1 protein-coding gene is annotated in these 13,500 nt (G+C 74.0%); it reads left to right on the plus strand.

The features are described 5' to 3' along the window. Positions 1–13: 13 nt before the first annotated feature. Positions 14–13,500, plus strand: a 13,487-nt coding sequence (locus ACH34R_RS40230; RefSeq protein WP_397566867.1) for an SDR family NAD(P)-dependent oxidoreductase, incomplete at its 3' end; no start/stop codon positions are given.

A 13,500-nucleotide genomic window follows, 5' to 3' on the forward strand; every position in this document is an offset into this window, starting at 1 on the left:
GCGATGAGAGATCGTGCAAGGCTATCCCGACTCGCTGGTGTGGGGGCTGTCCGCGGCAAGTGAGGGCGCGCTGCGCGTGCAGGCCCGCCTGCTGCTGGAGGCGTTGGGCGCGGACCCGGACTGGCGGCCCGCCGACATCGGGCTGTCGCTGTCGCGGCGCACGCCGCCGGGCTCCGGCGCGCGGGCCGTACGGCGGGCGGCCGTCGCCGCCCACGACGTGGACGGTTTCACCGCGGGGCTGCGGGCGCTCGCGGAGGGACACGGCGCGCCCGGCCTGACCGTGGGCGGCGGCCCCGCGCGGGGCGGCGTGGTCTTCTTCTTCCCCGGCCAGGGCTCGCAGTGGCAGGGCATGGCCGCCGGGCTGATGGCCTCCTCGCCGGTCTTCCGGGCGAGCATGGCGGAGTGCGCCACGGCGATCGAGCGGTTCACCGACTGGTCCCTGACGGACGTCGTGACCGGCGCGCCGGGGGCGGCCTCGCTCGACCGTACCGACGTCGTGCAGCCGGCGCTGTTCGCGGTGATGGTATCGCTGGCGCGGCTGTGGCGTGGCTTCGGCGTGGAGCCGTCGGCCGTGCTCGGGCACAGCCTGGGCGAGATCGTGGCCGCCGTCGTGTCCGAGGCCCTGTCCCTCGACGACGGCGCCCGCGTGGTGACGCTGTGGAGCCAGGCCCAGGCGACGCTGACCGGTGCGGGCACGATGATCGCCGTCCCCGCCCCGCTGGACGAGGTGCGCCCGCGGCTCGCCGCGTACGGCGGCGCGCTGGAGATCGCCGTCGTCAACGGTCCCCGCGCGGTGATCGTCTCCGGCGACCGGGATCCCGCCCTGCGGCTGCTCACCGAACTCGTCGCCGACGGCATCCAGGCCCGGGAGATCAACGTCGCGCTGGCCGCGCACTGCGCGCACATCGACCGGATCATCCCGGACATCCGCGAGTCGCTCGCCCCCATCCGGCCGCGCCCGCCGCGCATCCCGTTCTACTCCTCGGCGCTCGGCGGCCCGCTGCCCGCCGACGTGCCGCTGGACGCCGGCTACTGGTGCCGCAACCTGCGCGACACCGTGCGGTTCCAGGACGCCACCGAGGCCGCGCTGGCCGCGGGGGCCGGTGTCCTGCTGGAGATCAGCCCGCACCCGGTGCTCACCGCCGCCGTCCAGGACACCGCCGAGGCGGCCGGTGCCGACGTGGTCGTGCGCGGGTCGGTCCGCCGCGACCAGGCCGACCTGGGCCAGGTCATGCGCACGCTGGGCGAGCTGTATGTGGACGGCGTGGCCCTTGACTGGGACGCCCTGTACGCCGGGCACGACCCCCGGATCGTGCCGCTGCCGGAGGTGGCGGACGACACCCCCGCCCACCCCGAGTCGTCACTGCGCGGACGGCTGGCCGGCCTGTCCGAGGACGACCAGCGGGCGCTGCTCGTCGCGCTGGTGTGCCGCGAGGTCGGCGCGCTGCTCACGGCCCCCGGCGAGATCCCGCCCGGCACGCAGTTCCGCGACCTGGGGTTCGACTCGGTGACGGCACTGGAGATCCGCGCCCGCGTGGCCCGCGCGGTCGGCGCGGACCTGCCCGCCACCATGGTCTTCGACTACCCCACCCCGGCCCAGGTGGCGGAGTTCGTACGGGTCACCCTGGTCGGCGGCGGCGCGCCGGAGGACGAGACGCGCCCGGTCGCGGGGGCGGACGACGACCCCGTCGTGATCGTGGGCATCGGGTGCCGCTACCCGGGCGGGGTGGCGTCGCCGGACGACCTGTGGCGGCTGGTCCGGGACGAGATCGACGCCGTGTCGGCCCGCTGGCCCGAGCGACGGGGCTGGGACGTCGCCGCCTCCCTCGACGACGAGACCCGCCCACCTGGCACGTTCTACCAGCGGGAGGCGGCCCTGCTCCAGGACGCCGACCTGTTCGACGCGGAGTTCTTCGGCATCTCCCCGCGCGAGGCCGCCGCGATGGACCCGCAGCAGCGCCTGTTGCTGGAGACCACCTGGGAGGCGTTCGAGCACGCCGGAATCCGCCCGGCCGAGCTGCGCGGCACCCGTACCGGAGTCTTCGTCGGCGCGTTCACCATGGACTACGGCCCCCGCATGGACGAGGGCTCCGACGTCGAGGGATACGTCTTCATCGGCAACACCGGCAGCGTCATGTCGGGCCGGATCGCCTACCTGTTCGGCCTGGAGGGCCCGGCGGTGACGGTTGACACGGCGTGTTCGTCGTCGCTGGTGGCGCTGCACCTGGCCGTCCAGTCGGTACGGCGGGGCGAGTGCGGCATGGCCCTGGCGGCGGGGGTCACCGTGATGCCCGGCACCGGGATGTTCGTCGAGTTCTCCCGCCAGGGCGGCCTGTCCCCGGACGGCCGGAGCAAGGCGTTCTCCGCCGCCGCCGACGGCTTCGGCATGTCCGAGGGCGTGGGCGTGCTCGTGGTCGAGCGGCTATCGGACGCGCGGCGTAATGGTCACCAAGTGCTGGCGGTGGTGCGCGGGTCGGCGGTGAATCAGGACGGTGCGTCGAATGGGCTGACCGCGCCGAACGGGCCGTCGCAGCAGCGGGTGATCCGGGCGGCGCTGGCGGATGCGGGGGTGTCCGCGGCCGGGGTGGATGTGGTGGAGGCGCATGGGACCGGTACGCGGCTGGGTGATCCGATCGAGGCGCAGGCGTTGCTGGCGACTTATGGCCGGGAGCGTGAGGCGCCGTTGTTTTTGGGGTCGTTGAAGTCGAACATCGGGCACACCCAGGCGGCGGCGGGCGTCGGCGGTGTGATCAAGATGGTTCAGGCGATGCGGCATGGGGTGTTGCCGAAGACGTTGCATGTGGATGAGCCGACGCCGCATGTGGACTGGAGTGCCGGACGGGTGGCGTTGCTGACCGAGGCGGTGGAGTGGCCCTCGGTGGATCGGCCGCGGCGGGCGGGGGTGTCGTCGTTCGGGGTGAGCGGCACGAATGCGCATGTGGTGCTGGAGCAGGCTCCCGACCAGCCGGTGGTGGCGGGGGGTGAGCCGGTGGAGGGTCCGTTGCCGGTGGTGTTGTCGGCGCGGGATGCCGCTGGCCTGGCGGGGCAGGCGGTGCGGTTGCGGTCGTGGCTGGCCGGGCGGCCGGAGGTTTCGGTTGGTGATGTCGCCTGGTCGCTGGCGGCGCATCGGTCGGTGATGGATCACCGGGCGGTGGTGGTGGCCGCTGATCGGGACGAGCTGCTGACGGCTCTGGGTGATCTGGCCGGGGGCGGCGCGGGTGCCGGGGTGGTGCGTGGTGTCGCGGCTACCTCTGGGGGGCCGGTGTTCGTGTTCCCCGGTCAGGGTTCGCAGTGGCCGGGGATGGCGGTGGAGTTGCTGGCGTCTTCGCCGGTGTTCCGGCGGCGGATGGAGGAGTGCGCGCGGGCGCTGGGCGTTTTCGTGGACTGGGATCTGTTCGAGGTCCTGGAGGACGCCGACGCGCTGGAGCGGGTGGATGTGGTGCAGCCGGCGTTGTTCGCGGTGATGGTGTCGCTGGCGGAGTTGTGGCGGTCGGTCGGTGTGGAGCCGTCGGCGGTGGTGGGGCATTCCCAGGGCGAGATCGCCGCCGCCTGCGTGGCGGGGGCGTTGAGTTTGGAGGATGCGGCGCGGGTGGTGGCGCTGCGCAGTCAGGTGATCGGGCGGTCGCTGGCGGGGCGGGGTGGGATGGTGTCGGTTCCGTTGCCGGTGGGTGTGGTGGAGGGGGAGCTTGCCCGGTGGGAGGGGCGGGTGTGTGTGGCGGTGGTGAACGGGCCGTCTTCGGTGGTGGTGGCGGGTGATCCGGCGGCGCTGGATGAGGTGCTCGTGTTGTGGGAGCGGGCGCGGCGGGTGGCGGTGGATTACGCGTCGCATTCGCCGCAGGTGGACGCCATCGCCGAGGAACTGGCCGGCCTGCTGGCGCCGGTCCGCCCCCGCGCGGGGAGCGTGCCGTTCTTCTCCACCGTCCGTGGCGGGTTCGTGGACGGGACGGAGTTGGAGGGGGGGTATTGGTTTGCGAATCTGCGGCGTCCGGTGCGGTTCGATGTGGCGTTGGAGGCGTTCGCGGATGCGGTGTTGATCGAGTGCAGTGCGCATCCGGTTGTGGTGGTGGGGGTGGACGGCCCGGTGGCGGGGTCGTTGCGGCGGGGTGAGGGGGATCGGCGCCGGTTCCTGACGTCGCTGGGGGAGGCGTTCACCGCTGGGGTCGGGGTGGATTGGGCGGGGGTGATCGGTGGCGGCGGCCGGGTGGATCTGCCGACGTATGCCTTCCAACACCGCAGCTACTGGCTGGACAGCCGTCCCCGGGCCGCCGGCCCCGCCGGACTCGGCATGTTCGCACCGGAACATCCGCTGCTCGGCGCCGCCGTCGCACTCCCCGGCTCCGGCGGGTACCTCTTCACCGCCAGAATCTCCCTCGCCGACCACCCGTGGCTGGCCGACCACGCCGTACGCGGAACCGTCCTGCTGCCGGGCACCGCGTTCGCCGAGCTCGCCGTCCGCGCGGGCGACCAGTTCGGCTGCGACCTGGTGGAGGAACTCGTCCTGGAGGCCCCGCTGCTGCTCGCGGCGGACGCCGGCGTCCGCCTCCAGGTGGCGGTGGCCGCGCCCGATGACGCCGGGCGACGCCGGTTCACCATGTACTCCCTCCCCGACGACGCCGCCGACGACTCTTCCTGGACCCCGCACGCCACCGGTGTGCTCGCGACCGGGACGGCACGCGGCGAGGCGCTGCGGCAATGGCCACCTGCCGCCGAGGAGATCGACGTCAGCGACGTCTATACCGCGCTGAGCGACCGGGGATACGACTACGGTCCCGTCTTCCAGGGACTACGGCGGGCGTGGCGCAGCGGCTCCGAGATCTACGCCGAGGCGGTCCTGCCCGAGACGCCGAGCCCCACCGGGTTCGGGCTGCACCCCGCACTGCTGGACGCGGCCCTGCATCCGGTGGTCCTCGAATCCTCCGGCCTGCCGTTCTCCTGGCGGAACGTGTCGCTGCACAGCACCGGCGCGGCGGCGCTGCGGATGCGGCTCACCCCGACCGAGAACGGGCTCGCCGTCCAGGCGGCCGACGACGCGGGGAACCCCGTGCTGACCGTCGAGTCACTGGTGCTCCGGCCGGTACCGGATCACCTGATCTCGCGGAACGCGGGCGTGCTGCTCGCCGTCGAACCCGTGGCCGTCGCGCGGCCCGCCGCTGCGCCGGCCGGGTCGTCCGCCGTCGTCAAGACGGCCGCCGACCTCGCCGGGCTCGACCCGGTGCCGGACGCCGTGCTGTTGCTGGAGCCGTCCGCGAACGACGCCCTGGGAGTCGTGCGGGCGTGGCTCGCGGACGAGCGGTTCGGCCGGGCGAGGCTGCTCGTGGTCACCCGGGACGCCGGGCGCGACCTCGCCCAAGCGGCGGTCCGCGGCCTGACACGCTCGGCCGTCACCGAGCACCCCGGCCGGTTCGTGCTGGTGGACACCGACGCGCCGGACACGATCGCCGCGCTGGCGGCGGAGATCGTCGCGACCGGCGAACCCGAACTGTGGGTCCACGGCGGCGCGTTCGCCGCACCGCGCCTCGCGGCCGTCCGAACGCCGTCGCCGGACGACGGCATCGCGTGGTCCGAGGACGACTGTGTCCTGATCACCGGGGGAACCGGGACGGTCGGCGCGGCGGTGGCCCGCCACCTGGTGGAGGCGCATGGCGTGCGCCGCCTGGTGCTGGCGAGCCGCCGCGGCATGGAGGCCCCGGGCGCGGCCGGGGCGGCGGCGCTGGACGCCGAGGTCGCGATCGTCGCATGCGACGTGACGGACCGGGACGCCCTCGCCGCGCTGCTCGACGAGTATCCGATCACGGCGGTCGTGCACGCCTCGGCCGTCCTGGACGACGGCATCGTCGAGGCGCTGACACCCGAGCGGATGGCCGCGGTGCACGCCCCGAAGGCGGGCGCCGCCGTCCATCTGCACGAGCTGACCCGCGACCGGAAGCTCACCGCGTTCGTGCTGTTCAGCTCGGTGGCCGGGGTGCTCGGTACCGCGGGCCAGGGCAACTACGCCGCCGCCAACTCCGTGCTGGACGCGCTCGCCGAGATCCGCCGCGCCGAGGGCCTGCCCGCGACCTCGATCGCCTGGGGCCTGTGGTCGGAGGCGAGCACCTTGACCGGCGACCTCACCGCCGCCGACCGCGCCCGCCTCGCCCGGTCCGGGATGGCCGAGATGTCCACGTCCGACGCGCTGGCGTTGTTCGACGCGGGCCTGCGCGGCGACGTGGCCGCCCCGGCCGCCGTACGGCTGGACCACGCCGCGCTGCGCGCCCAGGCCACCGCCGGAATGCTCCCCGCGATGCTGCGCGGCCTGACGCGCACGCCGGCCAGGCGCGTTTCCGCCGTCTCCGCCGTCTCCGGCGGCGACCTCACCGCCCTGCCCCCGGCCGAACGGCTGGACGCCGTGCTGCGGCTGGTGCGAGACCACATCGCCGGAGTCCTCGGATACAGCTCCGCGAACGCGGTCCAGGCCGACCGCCCGTTCAAGGAACTCGGCTTCGACTCGCTCACCGCGGTCGAACTGCGCAACCGGCTGAACTCCGCGCTCGACGTGCGGCTGTCCGCCACGCTGGTCTTCGACCATCCGACCCCCCAGGCGGTGGCCGAGCATCTGGTCGCCGGGCTCTCCGGGGTCCGGGAGGACGTGCCCGCGCCGGAGGCCGTCGCCGTCCGGGCCGACGAGCCGATCGCGATCATCGGCATGAGCTGCCGCTATCCGGGCGACGTGCGCTCGCCGGAGGACCTGTGGCGGCTGGTCGAGTCCGGCGGCGACGCCGTCACCGCCTTCCCCACCGATCGCGGCTGGGACCTGACCGGCCTCTTCGACGCCGACCCCGAGCGCACCGGGCGCAGCTATGTCCGGGAGGGCGGGTTCCTGCACGACGCGGGTGAGTTCGACGCGACGTTCTTCGGCATCGCCCCGCGCGAGGCCACCGCGATGGACCCGCAGCAGCGGCTGCTGCTGGAGACCTCCTGGGAGGCGTTCGAGCGGGCCGGGATCGCGCCGGACTCGGTGCGCGGCGCCCAGATCGGCGTGTTCGCCGGAGTGATGAACGGCGGGTACGGCGCGCAGCAGTTCACCGCGCAGGACGATTCCGGCGAGTTCGAGGGGTATCTCGCCAGCGGCACGGCCGCCAGCGTGGCCTCCGGTCGCGTCGCCTACACCCTCGGCCTGGAGGGCCCGGCGCTCACCGTGGACACGGCGTGCTCGTCGTCGCTGGTGGCACTGCACCTGGCAGCGCAGGCGCTGCGCCGGGGCGAGTGCACGATGGCGCTGGCCGGGGGTGTGACCGTCATGTCCACGCCTTCACTGTTCGTGGAGTTCAGCAGGCAGCGTGGGCTGGCCGCCGACGGGCGGTGCAAGTCGTTCGCGGCGGCGGCGGACGGCACCGGCTGGTCGGAGGGCGCGGGCGTGCTGCTGCTGGAGCGGTTGTCGGACGCGCGGCGCAACGGTCACCAAGTGCTCGCGGTGGTGCGCGGGTCGGCGGTGAACCAGGACGGCGCGTCCAACGGGCTCGCCTCGCCGAACGGTCCCTCCCAGCAGCGGGTGATCCGGGCGGCGCTCGCGGACGCGGGGCTGTCTCCGGCCGAAGTGGACGCGGTGGAGGCGCACGGCACCGGTACCCGGCTGGGCGACCCGATCGAGGCACAGGCGTTGCTGGCCACCTACGGGCGTGACCGGGATCGGCCGCTGCTTTTGGGGTCGTTGAAGTCGAACATCGGGCACGCGCAGGCGGCGGCGGGCGTCGGCGGTGTGATCAAGATGGTGCAGGCGATGCGGCGCGGGGTGCTGCCCAAGACCCTGCACGTGGACGAGCCGACGCCGCACGTGGACTGGACCGCCGGACAGGTGGCGTTGCTGACCGAGGCCGTCGAGTGGCCCTCGGTGGATCGGCCGCGGCGGGCGGGGGTGTCGTCGTTCGGGGTGAGCGGCACCAACGCGCACGTGGTGCTGGAGCAGGCCGAGCCGCTGCCGGCGGTCGCCGCCGAGACTCCCGCCGCGCCTGCGGTGGTGCCGTGGGTGGTGTCCGCCAGGACGGCGTCGGCGCTGGCCGCGCAGGTTGAGCGGATCAAGGAGTTCGCTGCGGCGAACCCGGAGGCGGCCGTGGCCGACATCGGCTGGTCGCTGGCCACCACGCGGGCGCGCCTGCCGTACCGGGGGGTGCTGATCGGCGCGGACCGGGCCGAACTGCTCGTCGCCGACGCGGTGCGCGGCGACGGCGGCACGGCCCGCCGGGTCGCGTTCGTGTTCCCGGGTCAGGGGTCGCAGTGGCCGGGGATGGCGGTGGAGTTGCTGGCGTCTTCGCCGGTGTTCCGGCGGCGGATGCGGGAGTGCGCGCGGGCGCTGGGCGAGTTCGTGGACTGGGATCTGTTCGAGGTCCTGGACGACGCCGACGCGCTGGAGCGGGTGGATGTGGTGCAGCCGGCGTTGTTCGCGGTGATGGTGTCGCTGGCGGAGTTGTGGCGGTCGGTCGGTGTGGAGCCGTCGGCGGTGGTCGGGCATTCCCAGGGCGAGATCGCCGCCGCCTGCGTCGCCGGGGCGTTGAGCTTGGAGGACGCCGCGCGGGTGGTGGCGCTGCGCAGTCAGGTGATCGGCCGGTCGCTGGCGGGGCGGGGCGGCATGGTGTCGGTTCCGTTGCCGTACGAGGACGTGCGCGAGTTGCTGACGCCGTGGGCGGGCCGGATCGGGGTCGCGGCCGTCAACGGCCCGGCGGCCACCGTGGTCTCCGGCGACGCCGACGCACTGCGCGAGTTCGAGGCCCGCACCGAAGCGCGGGTGATCCCGGTGGACTACGCCTCGCACTCCGCGGACGTCGAAGCCGTCCGGGACGAACTGCTGGAACTGCTCGCCCCGATCGGCCCGCGCCCGTCGGCGGTGCCGTTCTACTCCGCGGTCACCGGGGGACGCCTGGACACCGCCGCGCTCGACGCCGCCTACTGGTACCGGAACCTGCGCGAACCCGTCCGTTTCGACCTGGCCGTGGACGCGCTGATCGACGACGGCGTGGGCGCGTTCGTGGAGTCGAGCACGCATCCCGTCCTGACCTACGGCGTCGCGAGCACCGCCGAGCGGTCCGGGCACGACGTCCTCACGGTCGGCTCGCTGCGCCGCGGAGAGGGCGACCTGCGGAGGTTCCTCACGTCCGTCGCCGAGGCGTACGTCCAGGGCGTGCCCGTGGAGTGGCGGTCCGCCTTCGGGCCGGGTCGCCGGACGATCGACCTGCCGACCTACGCGTTCCAGCGCGCCCGCTTCTGGCTGGAGCCCCCGCGGGCACGGGCCGCCGCCGGATCGGTCCTGGACGGCCGGCGCTACCGCGTCGAGTGGCGACGCGTCAGCGAGCCTCCCGTGCCCGCGCTGTCCGGGACCTGGCTGGTGGTGACGGACGGCGAGCCCGCCGGACCGATCAGCGCGGCCCTCGCCGCCCGCGGCGCCGTACCGGTGGTCACCTCACCCGGCTCGCTCGCCGAAACCGTCGCGCGCACTCCCGGGATCGCCGGAGTGCTGAGCCTCGTCGCGCTCACGCACCCGGACCCGCTCGCCGCCACGCTGGCCATGATCCAGGCGGACCTCCCCGCGCCGCTGTGGACGGTCACTCGCGACGCGGTCGCGGTGGACGCGCCCGTCACCGCGCAGGCGGCCGTGTGGGGGCTCGGCCGTACCGCCGCGCTGGAACTGCCCGCCCGGTGGGGCGGCCTCATCGACCTGCCCGCCGACCCGGATGAGACCCTCTGCCTGCGGCTCGCCGCCGTGCTCGCGGGCATGGGCGAGGACCAGGTCGCGCTGCGGCCGTCCGGCGTCCTCGGCAGGCGACTGGTACGCGCCCCCCGGGCGGCGCCCGCCGACGCCGCGTGGCGGCCTCGCGGCACGGTGCTGATCACGGGCGGCACCGGCGCCATCGGGGCGCACATCGCCCGCCGGTTCGCCGCCGACGGCGTGGAGCACCTGGTGCTGACCGGCCGCCGCGGCCCGGACGCCCCCGGCGCCGCCGAGCTGGAGGCGGAGCTGACCGCGTTCGGCGCCCGGGTGACCATCGCCGCCTGCGACGTCGCCGACCGGGCCGCGCTGGCCGCGCTGGTGGCCTCAGTGGAGGCGGAGGGCCCGGTTCACGCCGTCGTGCACGCGGCCGGTGTGCCGCACTGGGGAGACCTGCGGGACCTCACGGCGGCTGAGGTCACTGCGGCGAGCGCGGCCAAGGTCACCGGCGCGGAGAACCTGGACGCGCTGTTCGACCGGGAACTCGACGCCTTCGTGCTGATGTCCTCCGGCGCGGGCGTGTGGGGCGGCAGTGGCCAGGGCGCGTACGCATCGGCCAACGCGGCGCTCGACGCGCTCGCCGTACGGCGCCGCGCCCGGGGACTGCACGCCGTCTCGCTGGCGTGGGGCTCCTGGGCGGGCGACGGCATGGCGGCGGGCGACGCCGGCGCCCGCTTCCAGCGGCTCGGGCTCGGGCTCATGCGGCCGGATGACGCCCTGACGGCGCTGACGCAGGCGCTCGCCGACGACGAGACCTTCCTCACCGTGGCGGACGTGGATTGGGAGAGGTTCGCGCCCACGTTCACCGTCGCCCGGCCCAGCGCGCTGATCTCCGAGCTGCCCGAGGCGCGCCGCGCGCTCGCCGAGACGCCCGCCGGATCGGCGGGGCTCGGCGCCGTCGCTGCGGCCGACCGCCGCCGCACGGTCCGCGAGATGGTCCAGGCGGCCGTGGTCGCGGTGCTCGGCGGGTTGGCGGCCGAGGAGATCGCCGGGCGCACGTTCAAGGAGCTGGGCTTCGACTCGCTCACCGCGGTGGACATCCGCAACCGGCTGTCCGCGGCCACCGGCGTCAAGCTGCCGAGCAGCCTCGTCTTCGACTATCCGACCCCCGACGCGCTCACCGACCACCTGCTGGAGCGGGTGTTCGGCGCCCCCGCCCCCGCTCCCGATCCGGTGCCGGTCGCGCGGGCGGCGGCCGACGAGCCGATCGCGATCGTGGGCATGAGCTGCCGTTACCCCGGCGGGGTGGAATCGCCGGACGACCTGTGGCGGCTCGTCGAGCGGGAGATCGACGCGGTGGCGGAGTTCCCGCAGGACCGAGGCTGGGACATCGCGTCCCTCTACCACCCGGACCCCGACCACCCCGGGACGACCTACACCCGCAACGGCGGCTTCCTGGACGGCGCGGGCGACTTCGACGCCGCCTTCTTCCGGATTTCGCCGCGTGAGGCGCTGGCGATGGATCCGCAGCAACGGCTGGTGCTGGAGGCGTCCTGGGAGGGCTTCGAGCGGGCCGGTGTCGATCCGACCCGCCTGCGCGGCACGAGCACCGGTGTGTTCATCGGCGCGAGCAGCCAGGACTACGGCCCGCGCCTGCACCAGGTGCCCGCCGGCCTGGAAGGACACGTCCTCACCGGCAGCCTGGACGCGGTGATCTCCGGCCGGATCGCCTACGAACTGGGCCTCGAAGGCCCGGCGATGACGGTTGACACGGCGTGTTCGTCGTCGCTGGTGGCGCTGCACCTGGCGGTGCAGGCGCTGCGCCGGGGCGAGTGCACGCTGGCGCTCGCCGGTGGCGTTGCGGTGATGTCCTCACCCGGTGTCTTCGTGGAGTTCAGCCGCCAGCGCGGGCTGGCCGCCGACGGGCGGTGCAAGTCGTTCGCGGCGGCGGCGGACGGCACCGGCTGGGGCGAGGGCGTCGGGATGCTGGTGCTGGAGAAGCTTTCGGACGCGCGGCGTAATGGTCATCAGGTGCTGGCGGTGGTGCGCGGGTCGGCGGTGAATCAGGACGGTGCGTCGAATGGGCTGACCGCGCCGAACGGGCCGTCGCAGCAGCGGGTGATCCGGGCGGCGCTGGCGGATGCGGGGGTGTCTTCGGCCGGGGTGGATGTGGTGGAGGCGCATGGGACCGGTACGCGGCTGGGTGATCCGATCGAGGCGCAGGCGTTGCTGGCGACTTATGGCCGGGAGCGTGAGGCGCCGTTGTTTTTGGGGTCGTTGAAGTCGAACATCGGGCACACCCAGGCGGCGGCGGGCGTCGGCGGTGTGATCAAGATGGTTCAGGCGATGCGGCACGGCCGGTTGCCGAAGACGTTGCATGTGGATGAGCCGACGCCGCATGTCGACTGGAGTGCCGGGCAGGTGGCGTTGCTGACCGAGGCCGTCGAGTGGCCCTCGGTGGATCGGCCGCGGCGGGCGGGGGTCTCGGCGTTCGGGGTGAGCGGTACCAACGCGCACGTCATCATCGAGCACGTTCCGGCGGAGATCCCCGCCGACGACCTCTCAGACGACCTCGCCGACTGCCCGGCCCTGGTGCCGGTGCCGCTGTCCGCGCGCGGCTCCGTCGCCCTCCGGGCTCAGGCCGCGCGGCTGCGCGAGTTCGTCACCGCTGCTCCCGAGATCTCCCTGTCCTCGCTCGCCCTCTCCCAGGGCCTCGCCCGCTCCGGCCTCACCGACCGTGCGGTGATCCTGGCCTCGGACCGGGACGAGCTGCTGACGGCTCTGGGCGGTCTGGCCGAGGGCGACGCGGGTGCCGGGGTGGTGCGTGGTGTCGCGGCCGGGGATGTGCGGTGGGCCGGGCTGTTCACCGGGCAGGGTGCCCAGCGCGCCGGGATGGCCGCCGAGCTGATGGCCGCCTCCCCGGTCTTCGCCGCGCACCTGCGGGAGATCGCCGCCGCGTTGGCGGAACACGTCGAGTGGGACCTGTTCGAGGTTCTCGATGACGCGGAGGCGTTGGGGTGGACGGGGTTCACTCAGCCGGCGTTGTTCGCGGTTGAGGTGGCGTTGTTCCGGCTGTGGGAGTCGTGGGGGTTGCGGCCGGATTTCGTGGTGGGGCATTCGGTGGGTGAGCTGGCGGCGGCGCATGTGGCGGGGGTGGTGTCGCTGGCGGATGCGGCGCGGTTGGTGGTGGCGCGTGGGCGGTTGATGCAGGCGTTGCCGGTGGGTGGGTTGATGGTGTCGGTGCCGGCGTCGGTGGCCGAGGTGTCGGCGGTGTTGGAGGCGGGGGTGTGTATGGCGGCGGTGAACGGGCCGTCGTCGGTGGTGGTGTCGGGGGATGAGGACGCGGTTTTGCGGGTGGCGGCGCGGTTTGCGGGGTCGCGGCGGGTGCGGGCGAGTCATGCGTTTCATTCGCATCGGATGGATCCGATGCTGGCGGAGTTTCGTGCGGTGGTGGAGTCGGTGTCGTTCGGGCCTGCGGTGGTTCCGCTGGTGTCGACGGTGACCGGGGGTGTGGTTTCGGTGGAGGAGTTGGCGTCGCCGGAGTATTGGGTGCGTCAGGTTCGTGAGCCGGTGCTGTTCGCCGACGCCGTGGGGTGGCTGCTTGGCGACGGGGTTTCGGCTTTCGTGGAGTTCGGCCCGGATGCGGTGTTGTCGTCGTTCGTCGGCGAGATGGCCGAGGTCACGTCGGTTTCCGTGTTGCGGCGGGGTCGCTCTGAGGTGGAGTCGGTGCTGGGTGCGGTGGCGGCGTTGCATGTGCGGGGGGTTTCGCCGGTCTGGGGTGAGCTGGTGGGGCGGGGCCGGCGGGTGGAGTTGCCGGCGTATGC

Source organism: Spongiactinospora sp. 9N601, assembly GCF_044326295.1.
In the GTDB taxonomy this organism is placed as follows: Bacteria; Actinomycetota; Actinomycetes; order Streptosporangiales; family Streptosporangiaceae; genus Spongiactinospora; species Spongiactinospora gelatinilytica.